General features: G+C 68.2%; 22 protein-coding genes and 1 pseudogene. 16 read left to right on the plus strand and 7 right to left on the minus strand.

Going from position 1 to position 23,158, the window contains the following annotated elements:
* Window positions 1-60: 60 nt before the first annotated feature.
* The gene (gene miaA, locus Q5Y72_RS11845; RefSeq protein WP_305963634.1) at window positions 61-939 is read right to left on the minus strand and encodes a tRNA (adenosine(37)-N6)-dimethylallyltransferase MiaA; all 879 of its coding nucleotides are present in this window, start codon (window positions 937-939) and stop codon (window positions 61-63) included.
* Between the two features lie 98 nt (window positions 940-1,037).
* Between miaA and pyrH the strand changes: the two genes are divergently transcribed.
* The 9 genes from pyrH to Q5Y72_RS11890 all read left to right on the plus strand — a co-directional run bounded on the left by pyrH (window position 1,038) and on the right by Q5Y72_RS11890 (window position 10,548).
* Window positions 1,038-1,763: a UMP kinase gene (gene pyrH, locus Q5Y72_RS11850; RefSeq protein WP_305963750.1), complete on the plus strand. Its 726-nt coding sequence runs from the start codon at window positions 1,038-1,040 to the stop codon at window positions 1,761-1,763.
* A 66-nt stretch (window positions 1,764-1,829) separates the two neighbouring features.
* Window positions 1,830-2,597: an ion transporter gene (locus tag Q5Y72_RS11855; protein WP_305963751.1), complete on the plus strand. Its 768-nt coding sequence runs from the start codon at window positions 1,830-1,832 to the stop codon at window positions 2,595-2,597.
* A gap of 213 nt (window positions 2,598-2,810) precedes the next feature.
* Entirely contained in the window at window positions 2,811-3,374 is a 564-nt protein-coding gene (frr, locus tag Q5Y72_RS11860) for a ribosome recycling factor (RefSeq protein ID WP_305963635.1), read from the plus strand.
* Window positions 3,375-3,381: 7 nt separating this feature from the next.
* Window positions 3,382-4,116, plus strand: a complete 735-nt coding sequence (uppS, locus tag Q5Y72_RS11865) for a polyprenyl diphosphate synthase (protein ID WP_305963636.1) — start codon at window positions 3,382-3,384, stop codon at window positions 4,114-4,116.
* Window positions 4,113-4,967, plus strand: a complete 855-nt coding sequence (locus Q5Y72_RS11870; RefSeq protein WP_305963637.1) for a phosphatidate cytidylyltransferase — start codon at window positions 4,113-4,115, stop codon at window positions 4,965-4,967. The genes uppS and Q5Y72_RS11870 overlap by 4 nt, the downstream gene beginning before the upstream one ends.
* A gap of 3 nt (window positions 4,968-4,970) precedes the next feature.
* A complete protein-coding gene (dxr, locus tag Q5Y72_RS11875) occupies window positions 4,971-6,128 on the plus strand; it encodes a 1-deoxy-D-xylulose-5-phosphate reductoisomerase (protein WP_305963638.1) in 1,158 nt (385 codons plus the stop codon).
* Window positions 6,125-7,456 carry an RIP metalloprotease RseP gene (rseP, locus tag Q5Y72_RS11880; RefSeq protein WP_305963639.1) on the plus strand — a complete coding sequence of 444 codons (1,332 nt, stop codon included), beginning with the start codon at window positions 6,125-6,127 and terminating at the stop codon, window positions 7,454-7,456. Before dxr ends, rseP begins: the two co-directional genes overlap by 4 nt.
* 102 nt (window positions 7,457-7,558) lie before the next feature.
* Window positions 7,559-9,865, plus strand: a complete 2,307-nt coding sequence (bamA, locus tag Q5Y72_RS11885) for an outer membrane protein assembly factor BamA (protein WP_305963640.1) — start codon at window positions 7,559-7,561, stop codon at window positions 9,863-9,865.
* Window positions 9,865-10,548: an OmpH/Skp family outer membrane protein gene (locus tag Q5Y72_RS11890; RefSeq protein WP_305963641.1), complete on the plus strand. Its 684-nt coding sequence runs from the start codon at window positions 9,865-9,867 to the stop codon at window positions 10,546-10,548. Before bamA ends, Q5Y72_RS11890 begins: the two co-directional genes overlap by 1 nt.
* A 3-nt stretch (window positions 10,549-10,551) precedes the next feature.
* On the opposite strand, the gene Q5Y72_RS11895 is transcribed toward Q5Y72_RS11890, so the two are convergent.
* Window positions 10,552-11,490 (minus strand): nucleoside hydrolase, encoded by a 939-nt coding sequence (locus Q5Y72_RS11895; RefSeq protein WP_305963642.1) that lies wholly within the window; start codon window positions 11,488-11,490, stop codon window positions 10,552-10,554.
* Window positions 11,491-11,597: 107 nt separating this feature from the next.
* The gene (locus tag Q5Y72_RS11900) at window positions 11,598-12,596 is read right to left on the minus strand and encodes a Fe(3+) ABC transporter substrate-binding protein (RefSeq protein WP_305963643.1); all 999 of its coding nucleotides are present in this window, start codon (window positions 12,594-12,596) and stop codon (window positions 11,598-11,600) included.
* Between the two features lie 127 nt (window positions 12,597-12,723).
* Here Q5Y72_RS11900 and Q5Y72_RS11905 point away from each other — a divergent pair, with 127 nt between their 5' ends.
* On the plus strand, window positions 12,724-14,538 hold the full coding sequence (locus Q5Y72_RS11905; protein WP_305963644.1) for an ABC-F family ATP-binding cassette domain-containing protein: 1,815 nt from the start codon (window positions 12,724-12,726) through the stop codon (window positions 14,536-14,538).
* Between the two features lie 15 nt (window positions 14,539-14,553).
* Here Q5Y72_RS11905 and Q5Y72_RS11910 read toward each other — a convergent pair whose 3' ends face one another.
* Window positions 14,554-15,525: a zinc-binding metallopeptidase family protein gene (locus Q5Y72_RS11910; protein ID WP_305963645.1), complete on the minus strand. Its 972-nt coding sequence runs from the start codon at window positions 15,523-15,525 to the stop codon at window positions 14,554-14,556.
* A gap of 360 nt (window positions 15,526-15,885) precedes the next feature.
* Between Q5Y72_RS11910 and rplU the strand changes: the two are divergent.
* From rplU to Q5Y72_RS11930, 4 genes and pseudogenes are all read left to right on the plus strand, one after another.
* Window positions 15,886-16,251: pseudogene (gene rplU / locus Q5Y72_RS11915) on the plus strand (50S ribosomal protein L21); the annotation flags it as partial.
* A 15-nt stretch (window positions 16,252-16,266) separates the two neighbouring features.
* Window positions 16,267-16,539: a 50S ribosomal protein L27 gene (gene rpmA / locus Q5Y72_RS11920; protein ID WP_305963647.1), complete on the plus strand. Its 273-nt coding sequence runs from the start codon at window positions 16,267-16,269 to the stop codon at window positions 16,537-16,539.
* Window positions 16,540-16,656: 117 nt separating this feature from the next.
* A complete protein-coding gene (locus Q5Y72_RS11925) occupies window positions 16,657-17,226 on the plus strand; it encodes a GNAT family N-acetyltransferase (protein ID WP_305963648.1) in 570 nt (189 codons plus the stop codon).
* 102 nt (window positions 17,227-17,328) lie between these two features.
* Complete coding sequence (locus Q5Y72_RS11930) at window positions 17,329-18,315, plus strand: LLM class flavin-dependent oxidoreductase (protein WP_305963649.1); 987 nt, start codon at window positions 17,329-17,331, stop codon at window positions 18,313-18,315.
* Here the strand turns inward: Q5Y72_RS11930 and Q5Y72_RS11935 are convergent.
* The 3 genes from Q5Y72_RS11935 to Q5Y72_RS11945 are packed head-to-tail and all read right to left on the minus strand — an operon-like array spanning window position 18,312 to window position 21,048.
* Window positions 18,312-19,613: a TRAP transporter large permease gene (locus Q5Y72_RS11935; RefSeq protein ID WP_305963650.1), complete on the minus strand. Its 1,302-nt coding sequence runs from the start codon at window positions 19,611-19,613 to the stop codon at window positions 18,312-18,314. The two genes, Q5Y72_RS11930 and Q5Y72_RS11935, sit on opposite strands and share 4 nt — an antisense overlap.
* Window positions 19,606-20,061, minus strand: a complete 456-nt coding sequence (locus Q5Y72_RS11940; RefSeq protein ID WP_305963651.1) for a TRAP transporter small permease — start codon at window positions 20,059-20,061, stop codon at window positions 19,606-19,608. The genes Q5Y72_RS11935 and Q5Y72_RS11940 overlap by 8 nt, the downstream gene beginning before the upstream one ends.
* Complete coding sequence (locus Q5Y72_RS11945) at window positions 20,062-21,048, minus strand: DctP family TRAP transporter solute-binding subunit (RefSeq protein WP_305963652.1); 987 nt, start codon at window positions 21,046-21,048, stop codon at window positions 20,062-20,064.
* Between the two features lie 119 nt (window positions 21,049-21,167).
* Between Q5Y72_RS11945 and Q5Y72_RS11950 the strand changes: the two genes are divergently transcribed.
* On the plus strand, window positions 21,168-21,962 hold the full coding sequence (locus tag Q5Y72_RS11950; RefSeq protein ID WP_305963653.1) for an IclR family transcriptional regulator: 795 nt from the start codon (window positions 21,168-21,170) through the stop codon (window positions 21,960-21,962).
* Window positions 21,959-23,140, plus strand: coding sequence for an acetyl-CoA acetyltransferase (locus Q5Y72_RS11955; protein ID WP_305963654.1), 1,182 nt, complete (start codon window positions 21,959-21,961; stop codon window positions 23,138-23,140). Before Q5Y72_RS11950 ends, Q5Y72_RS11955 begins: the two co-directional genes overlap by 4 nt.
* The last annotated feature ends 18 nt before the right edge of the window (window positions 23,141-23,158 follow it).

Here is a 23,158-nt window from a genome sequence, read left to right on the forward strand (position 1 = left end):
CGGCCTCAATGTCAGGGTTGCAATTTCGGTAACATAAATCAATCTAAACGTGTGTAAGATTCAGACCATTCCAACGGGCTGCCAGTCGCGCATCCGGCCGCGGAACCAGCTTCGCTGCGACTTGGCGTATTGGCGGGTGGCAATCACGGCACGCTCGATGGCGGTGGCACGGTCGATCTCGCCGCGCAAATGCGCCACCAGCTCCGGCGCCCCGATCGCTTGCGCCCATTGCCGCGCGGGATCCCATGACGGCAGCATCGCGGCCACCTCGTCCAGCGCGCCCTGATCCAGCATGGCGCCAAAGCGGGCGGCGATCCGCGCCGCCAGACGGTCACGGTCGGCCTCGATCACCACGCGCTGCGCGTCCTCTGGCGCGATCAGCGGCGGCGGGGTGTCGGCCTGCCAGTCGGCAAGACCGCGGCCGCTGGCGCGCAGCACCTCCCATGCGCGCTGCACGCGGGCGGGATTGCGCAGGTCGATCCGCTCGCGCGTCAGCGGATCAAGCCCCGCCACCATCCGGGCGAGGCCGTCGGGGCGGGTCAGCAGCGCATCCCCCTCGAGGCGGACCGCGGCCGGGATCGGCGGCACAAAGGCCAGCCCCCGCGTCAGCGCGGTCAGGTAAAGCCCGGTGCCGCCCACGACGATCAGCCGGCGGTCGCGCAGGGCCTCGACCTCGCGCAGCCAGTCGCCCGCCGAATAGCCGCGATCCGGCGTGACATGGCCATAAAGCGCGTGCTGCGCCGCCGCCTCGTCTGCGGCCGAGGGGCGCGCGGTCAGCACCCGCCAGCACGACCAGACCTGCAGCGCGTCGGCGTTCACGATCAGCCCGCCCTGCGCCCGTGCCACCGCCAGCGCGAGGGCCGACTTGCCGCTGGCCGTGGGCCCGGCAATCAGCAGGTGGCGCGCTGGGTCGATCCATGCGAGATCAGGGGCAGCCATGCGTCGTTCCGGGCAGTTGAACCTGCCCGCCTTTTGCGACATTTTGCGCCGCGATGAAAGCGACCGACCGCCCCCAGGAAGGACAGGACATGACCGCGATGACAGGCTCGGCGCCCAGCCAATACCGGCGGGTGATGCTGAAGATCTCTGGCGAGGCGCTGATGGGCGATCAGGGATACGGGCTGCACCCGCCCACCGTCGCGCGCATCGCCGACGAGGTCGAATCGGTCGCCAAGATGGGCGTCGAGGTCAGCATGGTGATCGGCGGCGGCAACATCTTCCGGGGCCTGCAGGGCAGCGCTCAGGGGATGGAGCGCACGACCGCCGACTACATGGGCATGCTGGCCACGGTGATGAACGCGCTGGCGATGCAATCGGCGCTGGAGGCCAAGGGCCTGCATTGCCGGGTCATCAGCGCGATCCGCATGGACGAGGTCTGCGAGCCCTATATCCGCCGCCGCGCCATCCGCCATCTTGAAAAGGGCCGCATCGTGATCTTCGCGGCCGGCACCGGAAACCCCTATTTCACCACGGATACCGCCGCGACCCTGCGCGCCAACGAGATGAACTGCGAGGCGATCTTCAAGGGCACCAAGGTCGACGGTGTCTATGACAAGGACCCCAAGAAGCACGAGGATGCCCGGCGCTACGACAATGTCAGCTATGACGAGGTGCTGCAGAAGCATCTGGGGGTGATGGACGCCTCGGCGATCGCGCTGGCCCGCGACAACCGCCTGCCGATCATCGTCTTCTCGCTGGACGAGCCGGGCGGCTTTCGCGCCATCCTGGCGGGCGAGGGCACCTATACCCGCGTGCATGTGTAGGCGGGGCCGGCGCCGGTGAGCCTACGCGAGCAGGTCGATCGTGCCGTGCATGGCCGCACGGCTGGCATGGTGATCACGGCGGTGATCCTGTTCAACGCGCTGATCCTGGGGCTGGAAACCTCGGCCAGCGTGATGGCGCGGGCGGGCGGGCTGATCCTTGCGCTGGACCGGCTGTGCCTCGCCATCTTCGTGATCGAACTGACGGCCAAACTTTACGCCCGGCGCCTCGGCTTCTTCCGCGACGGCTGGAACATCTTCGACCTTCTGGTGGTGGGCATTGCGCTGGTGCCGGCGACGCAGGGGCTGTCGGTGCTGCGGGCGCTGCGGATCCTGCGGCTGCTGCGCATCGTGTCGGTCACGCCGCGGCTGCGGCGGGTTGTCGAGGGGTTTCTGGCCGCGCTGCCCGGCATGGCCAGCGTGTTCCTGCTGATGGGCATCATCTTCTACATCTTCGCGGTGATCGCCACCAAGCTGTTTGCGGCGCATTTCCCCGACTGGTTCGGCACGCTTGGGGAATCGGCCTATTCGCTGTTCCAGATCATGACGCTGGAAAGCTGGTCGATGGGCATCGTGCGCCCGGTGATGGAGGTGTTCCCGAACGCCTGGCTGTTCTTTGTCCCCTTCATCCTGGTGACCACCTTCGCGGTGATGAACCTTGTGGTGGGCCTGATCGTGAACTCGATGCAGGAGGCCCACCAGCTTGAGGAGAACGAGGCGACCGAGGCCTATCGCGACGAGGTGCTTGCCCGCCTCGAGGCGATCGAGCGGCGGCTGGCCGAGACCTCGGCGCCCGCCGGCGACGCCGCCCCGACCGACATCACGCGCCGCGGCTGATCGGCGGGGTCGGCCAGTCGCTCGGCGATGCTCGGGCGGCCCGCGCGCATGGCCGGTTGGTCCCTGGGGGCGTGCCGGGAACGTCCGGCATCGGCACCCGCCGCCGGGGTTAACCAGCCCGGCACACTCCTGCCGGCGTTGCGGGCAAAGGCTTTGCCAAGACCCGGCAATGCGGTTACAAGCGGTCAAAATTCTATTCAGAGGCAGTCCCGAATGGCAGAGGACATCGACATCGACATCGACGATCTGGAGCGCCGCATGAAGGGCGCGATGGAGAGTCTGCGGCATGAATTCGGCTCGTTGCGCACCGGCCGCGCCTCGGCCTCGATGGTCGAGCCGGTTCAGGTCGAGGCCTATGGCCAGATGACCCCGATCAACCAGCTGGGCACGGTCAACGTCCCCGAGCCGCGGATGGTCACCATCAATGTCTGGGACAAGGGGATGGTCGGCAAGGTCGAGAAGGCGATCCGCGAAAGCGGCCTTGGCATCAACCCGCAACTGAACGGCACCATCATCATGCTGCCGATCCCGGAACTGAACGAGGAACGCCGCAAGGAACTGACCAAGGTTGCCGCGCAATATGCCGAAAGCGCGCGCGTCGCGATCCGCAACGTGCGCCGCGACGGCATGGATCAGGTCAAGAAGGGCAAGGCCAACGGCATGCCCGAGGATGACCAGAAGTTCTGGGAAGGCTCGGTGCAGGAACTGACCGACAAGATGATCGCGGCCGTCGATCAGGCGCTAGAGGCCAAGCAGGCCGAGATCATGCAGGTCTGAGGGCAACATGGCCGCCGAAACCGCACAGGCCCTTTCATCGGGGGGCGCCGATCAGCGGCCCCGCCATGTCGCAATCATCATGGATGGCAACGGTCGCTGGGCGACCGAGCGAGGCTGGCCGCGCCTTGTCGGCCATCGCCGCGGCGCCGAGCGCGTCAAGCAGATCGTCCAGGCCTGCCCCGATCTGGGCGTGAACTGGTTGACCGTCTATGCCTTCTCGACCGAGAACTGGAAACGCTCGACCGAGGAGGTCCTCGGGCTGATGCGGATCTTCCGCCGCTATATCGAACGCGAAGCCGAAAGCCTTTCGGCCGAGGGGGTGCGGCTGCGCTTCATCGGCGGACGCGACCGTCTGGACGCGAAACTTCAGCAGCTGATGTCATCGATCGAGGCGCGCACGGCGGGCAACAGCCTTCTGAACCTGACCGTCGCCATCAATTACGGCGGCCGGGACGAGTTGGCCCGCGCGGCGGGGCGGCTGGCCCAGAAAGTCGCGAGGGGCGAGGTCGGCGCGGTGGGCGAGGACGACCTTGCGGCCTGTCTCGACACCGCAGGCCACCCCGACCCCGACCTCGTGATCCGCACCTCGGGCGAGACGCGGACTTCGAACTTCCTGCCCTGGCAGGCGGCCTATTCGGAATACGAGTTCACGCCGACGCTGTGGCCCGACTTCACGCCCGACCACATGGCCGCGATCCTCGATCGCTTTGGCCTGCGCGAGCGCCGCTTCGGGGGCGTATGACGGGGCCGGCGCCCTCGGAACCGCGGCCGCCGGCAGCGCCGGCCGGCAAATGGGCCGATCTGTCGCGCAGGCTTGCCTCGACCGCGGTGCTGCTGGGCATCGGCGTATTGCTGGCCTTCGCCTCGGGCGTGTGGCTGCGGCTGGGGATGGCGGCGATCTCGGCGATCACCTTCTGGGAACTGGCCGCGATGACCGGCTGGCGCCACCCGGAGATGCATCTGACGCCCTTCGGTCGCTGGCGGCCCGTTGCGCTGGCCGCCATCGCGGGCATGTCGCAATTCGTCGCGCTGACCGCGTTTCATCCCTTGGCCTGGGCGCTGCTGGTGCTGCCGATCATCGCCGGCGTGCCCGGCGCCGCGCGGCGCGACCGGCTGACCTATGCGATCTTCGGCATGGCGATCCTGCTGGTCGCCTATGGGCTGGTCGGCTTCCGCGAGGAATTCGGCCTGGGCTTCGTGCTTTGGCTGATGGGCATCGTGATCCTGTCCGATACCACGGGCTATTTCTTCGGGCGGATCCTTGGCGGGCCGAAATTCTGGCCGGCGCTGAGTCCCAAGAAGACCTGGTCGGGCACGGTCGCGGGCTGGCTGTCGGCGGCAATCTTCGGGGCGCTGCTGTGGCTTTCGGGGCATGGCGACGCCACGCTGATCTGGGTCTCGCCGCTGGTCTGTCTTGCGGGACAGATGGGCGACATCGCCGAAAGCTGGCTGAAGCGGCGGGCGGGCGTGAAGGACAGTTCGAACCTGATCCCCGGCCATGGCGGCTTCATGGATCGATTTGACGCAGTGACGGGCGCCGTGCTGGCGACCATGCTGATCGGATTGCTGACCAATCTGCCCGTGGTGACCTGAGCGATGCGGCGCATCTCGATCTTCGGCGCGACCGGCTCGGTCGGCGGCAGCGGCATCGACCTGATCCGCCGCGCCGGCGGTGCCGACGCCTACGAGGTCGTGGCGCTGACCGGGGGGCGCAACATCCGTCGGCTGGCACAGGTCGCGCGGGAATTGCGGGCCGGCATCGCGGTCACCGCGCATCCCGACCTGCTGGGCGATCTGCGCGAGGCGCTGCGGGGCAGCGACACCGAGGCGGCCGCCGGACCGGCGGCGCTGGCCGAGGCCGCCTCGCGCCCCGCCGACTGGGTGCTGTCGGCAATCGTCGGCGCGGCGGGGCTGCGGCCCGGCCTGCAGGCGCTGGCGCAGGGCGGGGTGCTGGCGCTGGCCAACAAGGAATCGCTGGTCTGCGCCGGCCCGCTGATCCACGCGGCCGCAGCGCGGGGCGGCGCCCGCATCCTGCCCGTCGATTCCGAACATTCCGCGATATTCCAGGCGCTTGCCGGCGAAGACCTCGACAGCGTCAAGGATGTGACGATCACCGCATCGGGTGGGGCGTTCCGCGACTGGCCCGTGGAACGGCTGGCCGCGGCGACGGTGGCCGAGGCCTCGACCCATCCCAACTGGGCGATGGGCCAGCGCATCACCATCGACAGCGCCTCGATGTTCAACAAGGCCATGGAGGTGATTGAAGCGAAGGAGTTCTTCGGCCTCCGCCCCGACCAGATCAGGGTGTTGGTGCATCCCGAGTCGATCGTCCACGCCATGGTCAGCCATGTCGATGGCGGCAGCATCGCCCACCTGGGAGCGCCCGACATGCGCCATGCGATCGGTTATGCGCTGAACTGGCCTGACCGGGCGCCGCTGCCGGTCCCGGCGCTGGATCTTGCGCGGGTCGGCAGCCTCACCTTTCGCGAGCCAGACGAGCGGCGCTGGCCGGCGCTGCGCCTGGCGCGCGAGGTGATGGCGGCCGGCGGCATGGCAGGGGCCGTCTTCAACGCCGCCAAGGAACAGGCGCTGGACGATTTCATCGCCGGACGCATCCGGTTCACGCAGATGGCGCCCCGGGTCGAGGCGGTGCTGGCCGCGATGGCCGGCAGGGCGGGCTTCGGCGCGCCGCCTGCCGATCTGGACAGCGTCCTCGACTGGGACCGCGCCGCACGACAAGAGGCCGCCGCATGACCGATCTGATCCCGCAATTCGGCGGCACGCTGTACACGCTGGCGGCCTTCGTCGTCGCGCTGGCAGTCATCGTCACGGTGCATGAATATGGCCACTACATCATCGGCCGGCTGTCGGGCATCCGTGCCGAGGTCTTCTCGGTCGGGTTCGGGCCGCAACTTGTCGCCCGGCGCGACCGGCGCGGCACGTTGTGGCAGGTCGCGGCGATTCCGCTTGGCGGCTATGTGCGGTTTCTGGGCGACTCGAACGCCGCCAGTGCCGGAACCGGGCGGCAGGTCGATGCCGCGCTGCGCCGGCAGACGCTGGCCGGGGCGCCGCTATGGGCGCGCTTTGCCACGCTGCTGGCGGGACCGGTCTTCAACTTCATCCTGTCGATCCTGATCTTCGGCGGCTTCGCGCTGATCCAGGGCCTGCCGACCGAACGGGCCCGGATCGGCGAGATCGCGCCCGCCCCGCCGGGCATCGTGAACGACCTGCGCCCCGGCGATACGGTGCTGGCGGTGGGCGGCCAGCCGGTCGAGTCATGGGCCGATCTCGCGCGCGGCGTTGCCGATCTGCCGGTCGCGCCGCAGCAGGAGTGGCGCGTGCTGCGCGACGGCGAGCCGATCACGGTGCGCGGCCCGGACCCGATGCCGCCCCGGATCAGCGGCGTCGCGCCGCGCGGCGCGGCGGCCGATGCTGGGCTGCGCGCGGGCGATGTGGTGCTGCAGATCGACGGCCATCCGATCACCCGCTTTACCCAGATGCGCGAGAAGGTCGAGGCCGCCGAGGGCCAGCCCTTGCTGTTGCAGGTCTGGCGGCCCGACGGCGGCGAGGCCGAATACACGCTGGTGCCGAAACAGCAGGACCTGCCGGCGGCCGATGGCGGATACGAGCGGCGCTGGCTGATCGGCGTGACCGGGGGCGAAAGCTTCTTCGCGCCCGCCACCCGCCCTGCGGGCCTGCTGGAATCGCTTCGGCTCGGCGTGGCGCAGACATGGGACATCATCGCCTCGTCGCTGTCGGGGCTTTGGGCGATGATTACCGGGCAGATCGGCACCTGCAATCTGGGCGGCGCCATCAGCATCGCCGAAAGCACCGGGCAGGCGGCCAGCGCGGGCGGCGCCAGCTTCCTGTGGTGGATCGCGGTGCTGTCGGCGGCGATCGGGTTCCTGAACCTGCTGCCGATCCCGGTGCTGGATGGCGGGCACCTGATGTTCTACGCCTGGGAGGCGGTGACCGGCCGTCCGCCCCCCGACCGCGTGCTGAACCTGCTGACCGCCATCGGCATGGCGGCCGTGCTGTCGCTGATGATTTTCGGGCTCACCAACGATCTTTTCTGCCCCTGAGGCGCGATGCGCTTTTGACAGGCAGGCCGCTTTGGGGCACAAGCTTGACCCAAAAGAACGCGCCCAATGCGCGTCGATACGGGCTTGGAAAGAGGGGCAGCGATGACACGGAAACTGGGCAGGGGCGCGGTCGCGCTGGTGGCGGCGCTGACGATCTCGGTGCCGGCGGGGCTTTTGCTGGCGCCCGGCGCGGCCCTGGCCCTGGTCTTCAACGACGTGCGGATCGAGGGGGCGCAGCGGATCGAGCCTGCGACGATCCTCTCCTACGCCAACATCGCGCGCGGCCAGAACGTCTCGCCCGGCGAGGTGAACGACGCGTTGCAGCGGCTCCAGGGATCGGGCCTGTTCGAGACGGTCGAGATCGTGCCGCAGGGCGGGGTGCTGGTGATCCGGGTGCAGGAATACCCGACCATCAACCAGATCAGCTTCGAGGGCAATCGGCGCATCAAGGACGAGGATCTGGCCGGCGTCGTGCGCAGCCAGTCGCGGCGCGTCTATCAGCCCAGCCAGGCCATCGCCGACGCCTCGGCCATCGCCGAAGCTTATTCGGCGCAGGGCCGGCTGGCCGCCCGCGTCGATCCGCGCATCATCCGGCGCAGCGACAACCGCGTCGATCTGGTCTTCGAGATCCGCGAAGGCAACGTCACCGAGATCGAGCGCATCGGCTTTACCGGCAACCGTGCCTTTTCCGACCGGCGCCTGCGGCAGGTTCTGGAAACCAAGCAGGCGGGCATCCTGCGCACCTTCATCCGCTCCGACACCTTCGCGGCCGAGCGGATCCCGCTGGACGAACAGCTGCTGACCGATTTCTACCGCTCGCGCGGCTATGCCGATTTCCGCGTGCAGGCGGTGGCCCCGGAACTCGCGCGCGAACGCGATGCCTTCTACATCACCTTCAACATCCAGGAAGGCCCGCGCTATCGCTTTGCGCGTGTCGATACCGTGTCCGAGATCGCGGGTGTGGACGCCGCGGCCTTCGCGGCGCAGAACCGCGTGGATCGCGGCGATGTCTACAACCCTGCCGCCATCGACAACACCATCCGCCGGATGGAGACGGTCGCCATCCAGCAGGGCCTGAATTTCGTCAACATCGAACCGCGCGTTACCCGCAATCCGGCGACCCAGACCCTTGACCTGACCTTCGCGCTGACGCGCGGCCCGCGCATTTTTGTCGAGCGCATCGACATCGAGGGCAACACGACCACGCTGGACCAGGTGATCCGGCGCCAGTTCCGCACCGTCGAGGGCGATCCCTTCAACCCGCGCGAGATCCGCAATGCCGCAGAACGCATCCGTGCGCTTGGCTTCTTTGCGGATGCCCAGGTCGAAAGCCGGCAGGGCAGCAGCGCCGAGCAGGTGATCGTCGATGTGAACGTCGAGGAGCAGCCGACCGGCTCGCTGTCCTTCGGCGCGTCCTACGGCGTGAATTCCGGGGTCGGTCTGAACGCGTCGCTGAACGAGACGAACTTTCTCGGCCGGGGGCAGACGCTGGGGCTGACCATCTCGACCGCCGAGGGCGACCGGGCGGGGATCGTCAATTTCGTTGAGCCCTATTTCCTCGGCCGCGACCTGCGCTTCGGCTTCAACGCGGCCTATAACGAGACCGAGAACCTGAATTCGGACTATGACACGCGCACCATCTCGGTGCGTCCCTCGATCGAGTTTCCGATCTCGGCCAATGGCCGGCTGGAACTGCGCTATCAGCTGGCCCAGTACCGGCTTCTGAATGTCGACGAGACCAGTTCGCAGATCCTGCAGGACGAGCAGGGCGAACGGATCTCCTCGGCGCTTGGCTACAGCTACAACTGGGACACGCGGCTGACCGGGCTGGACCCGCTGACCAGCTACAAGCTGCGCTTCTCGCAGGATTTCGCAGGCCTTGGGGGCGACGTGAAAAGCGTCACCACAACCGCGCTGGCCGGGTTCGAAAGCAATGCCTGGCGTGAAGAGGTCACGCTGCGCGCCGAGGTCGAGGCCGGCGCCATCTATGCCTATGGCGATTATTCGACCTGGATCCTCGACCGCTTCCGCGGCGGCAACAAGATCCGCGGCTTCGAGCCCAACGGCATCGGCCCGCGCGATCTGGCGGCCGAGAACGATGACGGGCTGGGCGGCAATTACTTCTGGGCGGCACGCGCCGAGGCGCAGTTTCCGCTGGGCCTGCCCGAGGAATACGGCATCTCGGGCGGCCTCTTCGCCGATGTCGGCTCGGTCTGGGGGCTGGACAACACCACCGGGACGGGCGGCACACCGGTCGATGACGACATGTATGTGCGCGCCACGGTCGGCGCCTCGCTGTTCTGGACCACGCCGATCGGCCCGCTGCGGTTCAACTTCTCGAAGGCGATCCGCAAGGAGGATTATGACGAGGACCAGAATTTCGACCTGACGATCTCGACGCGGTTCTGATGGTACGCGGGGCGGGCCGGCTGCTGTGGCTGGTGCTGGCCCTCGGGCTGGCGACACCGGCGGCGGCGCAACAGCCGCAGCCACCCGTCGAGCTTGACGATCCGACCGGGCCGACGCCGCCGGATGCGACGATTCCAAGCCGGACGATCCCGACCAACGGTGCCGACCCATCGGACCCGACGGCGGCGGTGCTGACCATCGACCAGGAACGGCTTTATGCGGAATCGGCCTGGGGCCGACGGGCGCTGCGCGAACTTGAGGAGCAGGGCGCCCGCATCGCAGACGAGAACGAGCGGCAGGCCGCGCAGCTCTCCGAGGAAGAGGCCGAACTGACCCGGCAGCGCACTGCACTGGACCCGGCCGAATTCCGCCGGCGGGCCGAGGCCTTTGACAGCCGCGCCACCGCCGTCCGTCGCGAGCGCGCGCAGGCGGTGCAGGATCTGAACGCCGCCGCCGATGCGGACCGGGCGGCCTTCTATCAGGCGGCGCTGCCGATCATGGGCGAGGTGATGCAGGATCGGGGCGCGGTCGCGGTGCTGGATCGGCGCACGGTCTTCATCTCGCTGGACGCCATCGACATCACCTCCGACCTGATCCGCCGGCTGGACGCCAGCCTCGGCGACGGCGCCGGACGCCAGAAACCTGCACCAGGGGCTGCAACCGCGTTGCCGGCAGGCGACTAGGGCTCAGGGCAGCCGCGCCAGCCGGCTGCCCAGAAGGTCAAACAGGCCGCCGCGGTCGAGGCTGCGGATGAACAGCGCATTGGCCGGCCGGTCGCTGACCCGCCACCAGTCCGCGACCGTCATGCCGGTGGTGAATTCGCCGCGGGTCTCGATCTCGACATTGATCTGCCGGCCCTCGAACAGATCGGGGCGCAGCAGCCAGGCGATCGTGCAGGGATCGTGCAGCGGGGCGCCGAGGCTGCCGTATTTCTCGCGATCAAAGCGCTCGAAGAAATCGGTCCAGCTGGCCACGGCCGGTCCGCAGCGGCCGGGCAGGGCGCGCATCCGGGCGACCCAGTCCCGCGAGGTCAGCGCCTGATGCGTGGCGTCCAGCGGCAGCACCACCAGCGGCACACCCGCGGCAAAGACGACCTGCGCCGCCTCGGGATCGACGAAGATGTTGAACTCGGCCGCCGGGGTGATGTTGCCGACCTCGAAATAGGCGCCGCCCATCAGCACGATCCGGCCGATGCGCGCCGCGATGGACGGATCGCGCCGCAGCGCCTCGGCGATGTTGGTCAGCGGGCCGATGGGGACAAGGGTGACGCTGCCCGCGGGCTGGCAATGCAGGGTGCGGATCAGGAAGTCGACGGCGTGTTCGGTCTGCAGCGGCAAGCTGGGCTCGGGCAGTTCGATGCCGTCCAGTCCCGTCCTGCCATGCACATGTTCGGCGGTCACCAGCGGACGCGACAGCGGCGCCGCACAGCCCGCGTGGACCGGAATGTCGCGCCGCCCGGCCAGTTCCAGGATCTTGCGCGCATTCCGTTCGGTCAGCGCCAGCGGCACATTCCCGGCCACGGCGGTGATCCCCAGAACCTCCAGTTCGGGGCTGGCCAGCGCCAGCAGGATCGCCACCGCGTCATCCTGGCCGGGATCGGTGTCGATGATGATCTTCTGCGCCATGTCCTGCCCCCTCGCCTCGCTCTCTTCTTTCTGTTGCGCCCATGCGAAAGGCGCAAGCCCGAAGCCTGCGCCTTTTCCGGGAGGGGCCGAAGGGGCCGCGCCCCGGATCAGCCGTCGAAATTCACCTTCTCGATCAGCGTCAGCGCCTCGGGGCGCAGCTTCGAGATCTCGGTGAGCGCCAGATCGTCGGGGGTGAAATCGCCCCAGCCCTGCACCAGTTCGGACCGCGCCACGCCCTCGACGACCGGGAATTCGTGGTTGGTCTCGGCATAGATGCGCTGCGCCTCGTCGCTGACCAGGAACTCCATCAGCTTCAGCGCGGCATCGCGGTTCGGCGCCGCCTTGGTCATCGCCATGCCCGACACGTTCACATGCGTGCCGCCATTCTCGAAGGTCGGGAAGACGATGCGGACCGAATTCGCCCATTCGGCCTGTTCGGGGTCGTTGACCATCTGGCCCATGTAGTAGGTGTTGCCAAGGCTGATGTCGCATTCGCCGGCCCAGATCGCCTTGACCTGATCGCGGTCGCCGCCCTCGGGCTTGCGGGCGAGGTTGGCCTTGATGCCTTCCAGCCAGGCGGTGGTCGCTTCGGCGCCGTGATGGGCCAGGAAGGCCGCAGTCAGCGCCACATTGTAGTCGTTGGTGAAGGTCCGGGTGCAGATGCGGCCCTTCCACTTGGGATCGGCCAGGTCCTCGTAGGTCGTGACCTCGCCATCGGCCACGCGCTCCTTGTGGGCATAGACGATCCGCGCGCGGGTCGTCAGGCCGAACCACTGGTTGTCGGCGTCGCGCAGATTGGCAGGCAGGGCGGCCAGCGCCTCGTCCTCGACCGCCTGCGTCACCCCGGCATCCTTGAGTTCGCCCAGGCGCGCGACATCGACCGTCATGACCAGGTCCGCGGGCGAGCGGTCGCCCTCGGCCTGCAGGCGTTCTGTCATGCCCTTGTCGACATAGGCGGTGTTGACGGCGATCCCGGTCTCGGCGGTGAAGGCGTCGGTCAGCGGCTTCAGCAGCTCGGGCTGGCGGTGCGAATAGATGTTCACCTCTTGCGCCAGGACCGGCAGGGCGGTGGCGCCCAGAAGCGAGGCGAGGATCAGGGAACGCATCGTTGACTCCTTTGGTCAGAATTTTCCGCATCTTCTGGCAGGTGCTTTGCTGCGGGTCAATACCAGAGAAAAAAAATCGGACATCGGCGCGATTGACCGCCGACGCGCCGCGCGATAGGGCGCGGGCATGGCACGCGCACCCCTTCTTCAACTGACCGACATCTCCTTGACCTTCGGCGGAGACCCGGTGTTCCGGGACCTGTCGCTGACCATCCAGCAGGGGGACCGGGTCGCGTTGGTGGGGCGCAACGGATCGGGCAAGTCGACCCTGATGAAGGTGATGGCCGGGCTGGTCGAACCCGATCGGGGCGAGGTCGTGGCGACGGCGGGGGCCCATGTCGGCTACATGGAGCAGGACCCCGACCTGTCGGGCCATGCCACGCTGGGCGATTTTGCCCGCGCCGGCCTGGCCGAGGCCGAGGGATACCGCGTCGAGATGGCGGCCGAGGGGCTGAAATTCGACCCCGACCGCCCGGTGGCGACCGCCTCGGGAGGCGAAAGGCGGCGGGCGGCGCTGGCCCGGCTGCTGGCGCAGGCGCCCGAACTGATGCTGCTGGACGAGCCGACGAACCATCTGGACATCGAGGCGATCGGCTGGCTGGAAGAGCAGCTGAACCAGACCCGCGCCGCCTATGTCATCATCAGCCATGACCGCGCTTTCCTGCGGCGGCTGACCCGTGCGACGCTGTGGATCGACCGCGGCGAGCTGCGCCGGCAGGAGCGGGGCTTCGAGGGATTCGAGGAATGGCGCGAGGCCGTCTGGGCGGCCGAGGACGATGCCCGACACAAGCTGGACCGCAAGATCAGGGCCGAGGCGCGATGGGCGGTCGAGGGCATCAGCGCGCGGCGCAAGCGCAATCAGGGCCGGGTGCGGGCGCTGGCCGCGCTGCGGGCCGAACGCGCGTCGCAGATCCGGCGGCAGGGCGCGGCGGCGCTTGCCTTCGACTCGGGCCAGCAATCGGGCAAGCGGGTCATCGAGGCGCGCGGCATCGCCAAGACCTTCGGGTCGCGCGTGATCCTGAAGCCTTTCGATCTGCGCGTCGGCCGCGGCGACCGCATCGCCTTCGTCGGTCCCAACGGCGCCGGCAAGACCACGCTGATCCGCATGCTGACCGGCGAGATCGCGCCGGACCAAGGCAGCATCGTCCTGGGCACCAATCTGGATATCGCCGTCTTCGACCAGGCGCGCGCGGCTCTGGACCCCGACCAGTCGCTGTGGGATTCGCTGACTGGCGATCCCGAGATGCGGGTGTCGGGACGGGCCGATCAGGTCATGGTGCGCGGCCAGCCAAAGCATGTGGTCGGCTATCTCAAGGAGTTCCTGTTCGACGAGGCGCAGGCGCGGGCGCCGGTGCGCAGCCTGTCGGGTGGCGAGAAGGCGCGGTTGCTGCTGGCCCGGCTGATGGCCCGGCCCTCGAACCTGCTGGTGCTGGACGAGCCGACCAACGATCTGGATGTCGAGACGCTGGACCTGCTGCAGGACATCCTGGGCGACTACGACGGCACCGTGCTGCTGGTCAGCCATGATCGCGACTTCATCGACCGGGTGGCCGATACCACCGTCGCGATGGAGGGCGATGGCCGCGCGGTGGTCTATGCCGGCGGCTGGTCCGACTACCGCGCACAGCGCGGCGCGGACGAGGTGCCGGCGGCCGCGACCGCGGCGCCGGCCGCCGCGGCCCCTGCCCAGGCCCCGCGTGACAAGCCCGCGCGGGCCGGCCTCAGCTTTACCGAGCGGCATCGGCTGGACCAGTTGCCCGCCACAATCGAGCGCCTCGAGGCCGAGATCGCCAAGCTGACCGAGTTCCTGTCCGACCCGCAGCTTTACGCGACCGCCCCCGCCAGGTTCGAAAAGGCCAGCCTTGCACTGTCCGAGCGCCAGGCGGCGCTGGCCGATGCGGAACAGGAATGGCTGACGCTGGAGGAAAAGGCGGCCGGCTGATGCCCGCAGCCGCGCTCAGGCACCCCGCGTCGCGTGATCGCGCAGCCAGCCATGCGCGAAGCCGATCTTCTCGCGTATTTGCGGGGTCAGCACGAAGGGATAGAGGTCGCTGTTGTCCAGCGCGCGGTTGATGTCGTTGATCGCGATGGCGACGTCGGCCGCGATGGTCAGCAGATGTTCGGCGTCTCCGTCCTCATAGGGCCGGTAATCGGGCGGTAGGACGGGCATCGACAGCCCGGCATTCACGAAGCTGTCGGTAAAATCGACCATGTGCAGCAGGTGGGCGACGGTTTCGGCCCAGTCCTCATGCGGATGCGCGGTCGCGTAGGCGGTGATGTAGTCCCCGCCCGGTTCCTTGGGATTGGCGTAATGTTCCTGCAGCGCCGCGCCGTAATCGGCCCGCTCATCGCCGAACAGCGCGCGGAAGGCGTCGGTGAAGCCATCGGCCTTCGACAGCCGGTCGAACAGGAAATGCGCCAGCTCGTGCCGGAAATGCCCGACCATCGAGCGGTACTGTTCGCCCAGCTGGTGCTGGCGCTGGACGCGGATCAGTTCGTCCGCCTCGGTCACGTTGATGATGATCTCGCCATCGTCATGGCCCATGGTGATCTGCTCGGTGCGCCCGCCGGTATCCTCGGACAGCATCTGGAATCGCGGCCGCTGGCCCTGATCGGCGTCGGTGAACCACTGCCAGTTCGACAGGTTGGCCGTCACCCACCGCTTGGCGCGCTCGGCCCGCGCCAGAAGGGCCTGATTGTCGCCAACATTCAGCGCCGGAACCACGTCCGACATGGCGCAGGACCGGCACAGCGTCTCGCCCGGGATCGCTGCCCAGTTGCACTGGATGCTGTCGCGATTGGCGCAGGGGGCGGCATCGTTCCACATCTGCCGCGCCTCGGGCTCGTAGGTCAGCGGTTGTCCGCAGGCACAGAACAGATTGTCGAAATAGACGCGTTGTCCGCAGGCCGGGCACGAGAAACGTTGCATTCTGGCAGTCCTTGGATGCATGACCCGCAGGCGGGCCGGATTCTGGCCGGACAGGTCCGACCGACAGGCAATGCCTCATGCGGGCGGCGGGTTCCAGTGCGTCCTGCGCAATTCGTCCCGGGGCCTGGCGAACGGCCCTGTGCCGGCGCTCTGACCCGGCGGGTTCTTGACTTGGCGGGTTCTTGACTTGGCGGGGCGAATCCGCCATATGCACGCGACCGGCCGGGCAGACGCCCTTGGCCGGCATGTTATTTTTCAATGACGTCCCGGTGACCGGGATGCGCAGCCCGAAGGCGGGATTGTCCCGAAACACCGGCATCGCCGGGGCCGCAGGGCGCGGAACACGAAGGAAACGATGCGATGTTCGCGGTTCTGAAGACGGGCGGCAAGCAATACAAGGTGCAGGCAGGCGATGTGCTGCGCGTGGAAAAGCTGAATGCCGCCGCCGGCGACAAGGTCCAGTTCAATGACATCCTGATGGTCGGCTCGACCCTGGGTGCGCCGCTGGTGGACGGGGCCTGCGTGCAGGCCGAGGTGATCGACCAGATCAAGGCCGACAAGGTCGTGACCTATGTGAAGCGCCGCCGCAAGCACAGCTCGCAGCGGACCCGGGGTCACCGCCAGCAGCTGACCCTGCTGCGCGTCACCGGTGTTCTGGAATCGGGTGCCGGGAAATCCGGCGTCAAGGCCGCCGTCGGCGCCCGCAGCAAAGCCGAAGCCGAAGCGTAAGGAGATCGAACCATGGCACACAAGAAAGCAGGCGGTTCGTCCCGCAACGGTCGCGACTCGGCCGGCCGCCGTCTCGGCGTCAAGCTGTTCGGCGGGCAGGAAGCCATCGCCGGCAACATCATCGTGCGTCAGCGCGGCACCAAGTGGTGGCCGGGCGTCAATGTCGGCATGGGCAAGGACCACACCCTGTTCGCGCTGACTGACGGCCATGTCAGCTTCCGCAAGGGCCTGAAGGGCCGCACCTTCATTTCCGTGGTCCCCGCGAGCCTCGAGGCCGCCGAGTAACCCAAAATTAACATTCCGGTGTTAGGGGGGTCGGCGAAAGCCGGTCCCCCGGTTCGTTTGTTGTCTTTTGTCTGAAAAGTCTTTGTCCGGGGAGGGATGATGGTGATGTCTGCGCCCATGCGGGAGGGAACGCGGTTGGACGATCTGAAGATTGCGGCGTCCGTCCTGAACCAGCCCGTGATCACGACCGAGCGGTTCGTGCTGCGGCCGCTGCGCCCCTCGGATGCCGGCATGATCGCCCATTACACGCAGGACCGCCGCGTTGCCGAGGGCACGCGGGCCATCCCCCATCCGCTGCCGCCGGGTGCGGCCGAGGATTTCGTGCTGCGGGCACTGTCGCCGCAGCGGGTCGAGGATGTCTGGGCGATCGACGGCACCGCCCACCGCCTGGCCGAACTGCTGGGCGTGGTGTCGCTGACCCGGATGGAGGGCGATCAGTCCGAGCTGGGTTTCTGGATCGGCGCCGGCTTCTGGAACACCGGCTTCGCGACCGAGGCGGTCGAGGCGCTGGTGGCGGCCAATCCGCACGGCGCGCGGACCCTGTTCGCCGAGGCGTTCCAGGACAATCCCGGTTCGGCCAGGGTGTTGACGAATTGCGGCTTCGTCTATCTCGGCGACGCCGAAAGCTGGTCTGTCGCGCGCGGTGCGCGGGTGCCGACCTGGACCTATCTGCGCAAGATGGGCTGACCCGTTGCCTGCCGCGCGACGCGGCAGGCGGCATCCCGTCGCGCGCTGCATGATCTGCAATTTCTGCATTGCAATCGGCGGCGAAGCGCCTAATTCAGCTGCATGAGCATTCCCTATTCCCTTCTCGACCTTGCGCCTGTCCCCGAGGGCCACGAGGCGGCCGACGCCATCCGCAACACGCTGGACCTGGCGCGGCATGCCGAGGGCTGGGGCTATAACCGCTATTGGCTGGCCGAGCATCACAACATGCCCGGCATCGCCAGCTCTGCCACGGCGGTGCTGATCGGGCTGGTCGCGCAGGCGACCCGACGGATGCGCGTGGGCGCGGGCGGCATCATGCTGCCCAATCATGCGCCGCTGACCGTCGCCGAGGCCTTCGGCACGCTGGCCACCGTCTTTCCCGACCGGATCGACCTTGGCCTTGGCCGTGCGCCGGGTGGGGATGGCGCGGTGATCCGGGCGCTGCGCCGCGATCCCATGGCCGACAGCTTTCCACGCGATGTGGTCGAACTTCTGGAATATCTGGGGCCGCCGCGCGAGGGCGCGGCCGTGAGGGCGCTGCCGGGCGAGGGAACGAACGTTCCCGTCTGGATCCTGGGCAGCAGCCTTTTTGGCGCGCAGCTGGCCGCGCATCTGGGCCTGCCCTACGCCTTTGCAAGCCATTTCGCGCCCGGCGACCTGGAGCAGGCGATCGAGATCTACCGGACGCGCTTTCGCCCCTCTGCCTGGTCACGGCAGCCGCATGTGATGGTCGCGGTCAACGTCTTTGCCGCCGACGACGCGGCCGAGGCGCATTACCTGCGCAGCACCATGCAGCTGGCCTTCGCGCGGCTGCGGCAGGGACAGCCCGGCAAGCTGCCGCGCCCGGTGCGCGATCTCGGCGCCGAGATCCCGGCCGGGATGCGGCGGCATGTGGACGAGGCGCTGCGGATCAGTGCCGTCGGCAACCCCGGCGAGGTGCGTGACCAGCTTGCCGCGCTGATCGCCCGGCTGGCGCCCGACGAGGTGATCCTGACCGGCCAGATTCACGACCACGCCGCGCGGTTGCGCAGCTTCGAGATCGCGGCCGGCGCGATGCGCGCGCTCTAGGGCAGCATCAGCCGCGTCAGGCCGGGAAACGCCGCGATCAGGGTCAGCCCGACAAGGCTGGTCACCAGGAAGGGCAGCACGCCGCGGGCCACCCGTTCCAGCGGCAGGCGGGTGATGTTCGCGGCGACATAGAGGTTGATGCCGACCGGCGGGGTGAACAGCCCGATCGCGAGGTTGACCATCACCAGCACCCCGAACCAGACCGGGTTCCAGCCCAGTTGCCGCATCACCGGCAGGAAGATCGGCAGGCAGATGAACATGATCGTCACAGCATCCATGAACATGCCGGCGATCAACAGGATCAGCATGATGACCGCGAGGATCACCCACTGGTTTTGCGACAGTCCCAGCAGTGCGCCCGAATACTGCCCGATCAGATCGTCAACCGTCACCACCCAGCCGAACAGCCCGGCATAGGCCACCACCAGCATCACCACCGACGAGCCCGCGGCGCTGTCGGCAAGGCAGTCGTACAGCCCGCGCAGCGTCAGCGTGCGATAGGCCAGCCCGCCCACCAGCAGCGCATAGACCGACGCGACGATGGCCGCCTCGGTGGGCGTGAACACGCCCGAATAGATGCCGCCCAGGATCACCACCGGGGTCATCAACCCCCAGAAGCTGTCGACAAAGCTGCGGCGCAGGGCCTGTCGGTAGCGAAGACCCGGATAGGGGTCGGGGCTGAGGGCGCGGGTCGCGCCCGCGTCCCTGGCCCGCCCGAAGGGCAGCGCCGCCAGCATCAGCACGCCGCAGAGGATGCCCGGCAGGATCGCCGCGATGAACAGGTCGGCAATCGAGGTCTCGGCCAGCACGCCATAGATCACCAGCCCGATCGATGGCGGGATCACGATCGACATGGCCGCCCCGGTGCTGACCAGCCCGGCGGCGAAGGCGCGCGAATAGCCGTCCTCCTCCATCGAGCGCACGATCATCGGACCGATCGCCGCGACCGAGGCCGGCCCCGAGCCGCTGACCGCGCCCCAGAACAGGCAGACGACGGTGCCCACAAGCCCCATGCCGCCCGGCAGGCCGCCGACCAGAACCCGGAAAAAGCGGATCATCCTGTCCGCGATCCCCAGCCGGCCCATCAGGTTGCCGGCGAGGATGAAGAAGGGAATCGCCAGCAGCGAGAATTTTCCGATCCCCGCGGTCAGCAGGTCGCCGACCAGATCCAGCCCGAAGCCCAGCTGCCACATCGCCGCAAGCGCCGACAGGCCAAGCGCGAAGGCGACCGGCACGCGCAGTACCAGCAGCAGGAAGAACAGCGCGACCATCAGGCCGCCGGCGCCGATCTCAGGCATCGGGGCCGCTCAGGCTGGCCTGCAGGAAGCGCAGCGCGACCAGTGCGAAGGCCGGCGGCAGCGCGACCGAATACCACCACAGCGGCAGGCCGAGCGCATAGCTGCGCATGCCGGTGCCGATCTGGTTCTGCACGAGTGTCCAGCAGAACCATACCGACGCGCCCAGCAACAGCAGCGACAGTACGACCGCAAGCAGGCGGACCGCCCGCCGCAGCGCCGACGGCAGCAGATCGGAGAAGACCTCGACCGCCAGGTGCTGGCCACGCCGGGCGGCGATCGCGGCGCCGAGGATGGTGACCAGCACGAAGCCTCCGGTCAGCAGTTCCTCGGTCGCCGCCAGCGACCTGTTCGAGCCGTAGCGGACCATGACATTGGCGAAGCCAAGCGCGGTCATCGCCAGCAGAAGCCCCGCGCAGAGGATCTTCTCGATCTCGTTCAGCAGCCGCATCTATTGCGCGCTGGCCGCGGTGGTGAACAGGTCGACGATGTCGGTGCCGATCTGGTCCGACCATTTCTGGAAGCTGGGCTTGGTCGCCTCGCGGAAGGCGGCAAGTTGCTCGGCGGTGGGCTCGTGCACTTCCATGCCCTGCTCTTTCAGGTAGTCCAGCCCTTCGGCGGTGGCCTCGCGGCTGATCTGGATCTGATACTGCATCGCCTCGGTCGCAGCCTTCTGGAACTGGGCCTTGGTGGCGTCGTCGAGGCTGTCCCACTTGGCGCTGCTGATGCCCAGGAACAGCGGATCATAGCTGTAATGCCACGGCGTGATGTATTTCTGCACCTCGTAGACGCGCTGCGGAATGATCACCGCGCCGATCGGGTTTTCCTGCCCGTCCACCACGCCCTGCTGAAGCGCGGGGAAGGTTTCGGTCCACTGCATCTGCTGCGGATTGGCGCCCAGATCGTTCATCACGTCGATATACATCGGGCCGGCGACGCGCATCTTCAGCCCCTTCATGTCCTCGGGCGAGGTGATCGGGCGCTTGGAATTGGTGACCTCGCGGAAGCCGTTCTCGCCCCAGGCCAGAACCTGGATGCCGTGGCCCTGCATGATCTCCTTCATCCGGTCGCCGGCGGGGCCGCCCGTGGCGCGGTCCACGGCCTCGTAGTCCGAAAACAGATAGGGCAGCGAGAACGCGGCCATCTCGGGGGCCAGCGGCGTCACGTTGATGGCCGAGGTCAGCACCAGGTCGATGGCACCGCGGCCGGTCATCTCGGCCTGCTTCATCTGGTCACCGCCCGACAGCTGCGCGTTCGGAAACACCCGCACGTCATAGGCGCCGCCGGTCTCGGCCGCCAACAGTTCGGCGAACTTGTCCGCGCCCTTCTGCCAGGTGGTCTGGTCGCCGGTGTTGTGCGACAGCCGCAGCGTTTCGGCGGCGGCCGGCAGGCACAGGGCAATCGCCGTCGTCAGGCCAAGGGCCAATTTGTTGAACATCGCTTCTCCTCCCATTCCACGATGCGGCACGTTAGCCGCCGTCATTTCCGGATATTTACGGATGCCATGCAGCCATGCAATAAGAATCGCATCAAGGTATGGGACAGTCATTCCATATGATGGAATTACCTGCGGATCATGGAACCCAAAGCGTCGCGCGCGCGGTCGCGATATGGCGGCAGATCGCGCGATCGGCCCGCTCCGGCCTGTCGCTGGCCGAGCTTGCGGCCGTGACCGGGCTGGCCAAGCCGACGCTGCGCCGGATCCTCGTCGCGCTGATCCGCGAGGGGATGGTGGATCAGGATCCGGCATCGCGCCGCTATTTCCCCGGACCCGAGACCTATGTCACCGGAATGCTGGCCGCGCCCCGGTTCGGGCTGATGCGAATCGCCCAGCCGGCCCTGATCCGGCTGGCGCGCGAGACGGGCGACACCTGCTTCCTGACGGTTCCGCGCGGGCTGCACGCGGTCTGCCTACTGCGCGAGGAGGGCAGCCATCCGGTGCGCACCCACGCCCTGCAGCCCGGCGACGAACATCCGCTGGGGATCGGCGCGGGCTCGCTGGCGATTCTTGCGGCGATGCCCGATGACGAGATCGCGGTGCTGCTGGACCAGCTTGCGCCGCTGCTGACGATGCCGCGCTATGCCGCCTACAGCCCCGCCATGCTGCGCGACGCCGTGGCCGAGACCCGCACCCGCGGCCATGCCCTGAACCCCGGCCTGATCGTGCCGGGCAGCTGGGGCATCGGCGTGGCGATCCGCCATCCGCTGGGCGGAATCGCGGGGGCGCTGTCGCTGGCCGCCATCGACAGGCGCCTGATGCCCGACCGGCAGGGCGAACTGGCCGCGCTGCTGCGCGCCGAGGCAAGCCGGGCCGAAAAGGACCTTGCCGATCTGTTGCGGAGGAAGACATGACAGACCTGCCCGCCGCGCCCCATGGGCGCATCATCGGATGGGCGCATACGCGCTTTGGCAAATCCGCGGCACCCGATGTCGAGGCGCTGATGGCCGAAGTCACAGGCGCCGCGCTGGATCACGCCGGCATCGAGGCCGCGCAGCTGGACGGCATCTTCGTCGGCTGCTTCAATGGCGGCCTGCAAAGGCAGGGCTTCGAGGCCGCGCTGGTGGCCCTTGGCCGGGACGGTCTGGCGCATGTACCGGCGGTGCGGCTGGAAAATGCCTGCGCGACAGGCTCGGCGGCGGTTGCCGCGGCGCTGGATTTCATCGGCTCGGGGCGCGGCCGAGTGGCCCTTGTCGTGGGCGCCGAGAAGATGACCGCGACCCCGGGCGCCGAGATCGGCGACATCCTGCTGGGCGCCAGCTACCGGGCCGAGGAAGGCGATACGCCGGGCGGCTTCGCCGGGGTCTTCGGCGGCATCGCCAACAGCTACTTCCAGCGGTACGGCGACGTGTCGCGCGAACTGGCCATGATCGCGGCCAAGAACCACGCGAACGGCGCGCGAAATCCCTGGGCGCACATGCAGAAGGATGTGGGCTTCGATTTCTGCAACACCGTCAGTGACCGCAATCCGATCGCGGCGGGTCCGTTGCGGCGCACCGATTGCTCGCTGGTGTCGGACGGCGCAGCGGCGCTGGTCATCGCCCATCCCGACATCGAGGCGCCCCGCGCCATCGAGTTCCGCGCGCAGCGGCAGGCCAATGACTTCCTGCCAATCTCGCGTCGCGACATTCTTGATTTCGCCGGCGCGCGGCGGGCCTGGGCCGAGGCGCTGACGCAGGCCGGCGCCGGGCTGGACGATCTTTCCCTGGTGGAAACCCACGACTGCTTCACCATGGCAGAGCTGCTGGAATACGAGGCGATGGGCCTTGCCCCGCGCGGGCAGGGCGGGCGCGTCATCGCCGAGGGGCTGACCGCCCGCGGCGGCCGCCTGCCGGTGAACCCCTCGGGCGGGCTGAAGGCGCGGGGACACCCCATCGGCGCCACTGGCGTCTCGCAGCATGTCATGGCCGCGATGCAGCTGGCCGGCGAGGCGGGCGAGATGCAGGTTCCCGGCGCCACGCTGGCCGGCGTCTTCAACATGGGCGGCGCGGCGGTCGCGAATTACGTGTCGATCCTCGAGAGGGTGGCATGACGCCGTTCTCGACGCGCA

This window comes from Paracoccus spongiarum (assembly GCF_030732095.1).
Classification (GTDB): domain Bacteria; phylum Pseudomonadota; class Alphaproteobacteria; order Rhodobacterales; family Rhodobacteraceae; genus Paracoccus; species Paracoccus spongiarum.

Coding starts and splice junctions, on each gene's coding strand:
- miaA (WP_305963634.1), bottom strand. CDS start 939: ATGGCTGCCCCTGATCTCGCATGGATCGACCCAGCGCGCCACCTGCTG.
- pyrH (WP_305963750.1), top strand. CDS start 1,038: ATGACAGGCTCGGCGCCCAGCCAATACCGGCGGGTGATGCTGAAGATC.
- Q5Y72_RS11855 (WP_305963751.1), top strand. CDS start 1,830: ATGGTGATCACGGCGGTGATCCTGTTCAACGCGCTGATCCTGGGGCTG.
- frr (WP_305963635.1), top strand. CDS start 2,811: ATGGCAGAGGACATCGACATCGACATCGACGATCTGGAGCGCCGCATG.
- uppS (WP_305963636.1), top strand. CDS start 3,382: ATGGCCGCCGAAACCGCACAGGCCCTTTCATCGGGGGGCGCCGATCAG.
- Q5Y72_RS11870 (WP_305963637.1), top strand. CDS start 4,113: ATGACGGGGCCGGCGCCCTCGGAACCGCGGCCGCCGGCAGCGCCGGCC.
- dxr (WP_305963638.1), top strand. CDS start 4,971: ATGCGGCGCATCTCGATCTTCGGCGCGACCGGCTCGGTCGGCGGCAGC.
- rseP (WP_305963639.1), top strand. CDS start 6,125: ATGACCGATCTGATCCCGCAATTCGGCGGCACGCTGTACACGCTGGCG.
- bamA (WP_305963640.1), top strand. CDS start 7,559: ATGACACGGAAACTGGGCAGGGGCGCGGTCGCGCTGGTGGCGGCGCTG.
- Q5Y72_RS11890 (WP_305963641.1), top strand. CDS start 9,865: ATGGTACGCGGGGCGGGCCGGCTGCTGTGGCTGGTGCTGGCCCTCGGG.
- Q5Y72_RS11895 (WP_305963642.1), bottom strand. CDS start 11,490: ATGGCGCAGAAGATCATCATCGACACCGATCCCGGCCAGGATGACGCG.
- Q5Y72_RS11900 (WP_305963643.1), bottom strand. CDS start 12,596: ATGCGTTCCCTGATCCTCGCCTCGCTTCTGGGCGCCACCGCCCTGCCG.
- Q5Y72_RS11905 (WP_305963644.1), top strand. CDS start 12,724: ATGGCACGCGCACCCCTTCTTCAACTGACCGACATCTCCTTGACCTTC.
- Q5Y72_RS11910 (WP_305963645.1), bottom strand. CDS start 15,525: ATGCAACGTTTCTCGTGCCCGGCCTGCGGACAACGCGTCTATTTCGAC.
- rpmA (WP_305963647.1), top strand. CDS start 16,267: ATGGCACACAAGAAAGCAGGCGGTTCGTCCCGCAACGGTCGCGACTCG.
- Q5Y72_RS11925 (WP_305963648.1), top strand. CDS start 16,657: ATGCGGGAGGGAACGCGGTTGGACGATCTGAAGATTGCGGCGTCCGTC.
- Q5Y72_RS11930 (WP_305963649.1), top strand. CDS start 17,329: ATGAGCATTCCCTATTCCCTTCTCGACCTTGCGCCTGTCCCCGAGGGC.
- Q5Y72_RS11935 (WP_305963650.1), bottom strand. CDS start 19,613: ATGCCTGAGATCGGCGCCGGCGGCCTGATGGTCGCGCTGTTCTTCCTG.
- Q5Y72_RS11940 (WP_305963651.1), bottom strand. CDS start 20,061: ATGCGGCTGCTGAACGAGATCGAGAAGATCCTCTGCGCGGGGCTTCTG.
- Q5Y72_RS11945 (WP_305963652.1), bottom strand. CDS start 21,048: ATGTTCAACAAATTGGCCCTTGGCCTGACGACGGCGATTGCCCTGTGC.
- Q5Y72_RS11950 (WP_305963653.1), top strand. CDS start 21,168: ATGGAATTACCTGCGGATCATGGAACCCAAAGCGTCGCGCGCGCGGTC.
- Q5Y72_RS11955 (WP_305963654.1), top strand. CDS start 21,959: ATGACAGACCTGCCCGCCGCGCCCCATGGGCGCATCATCGGATGGGCG.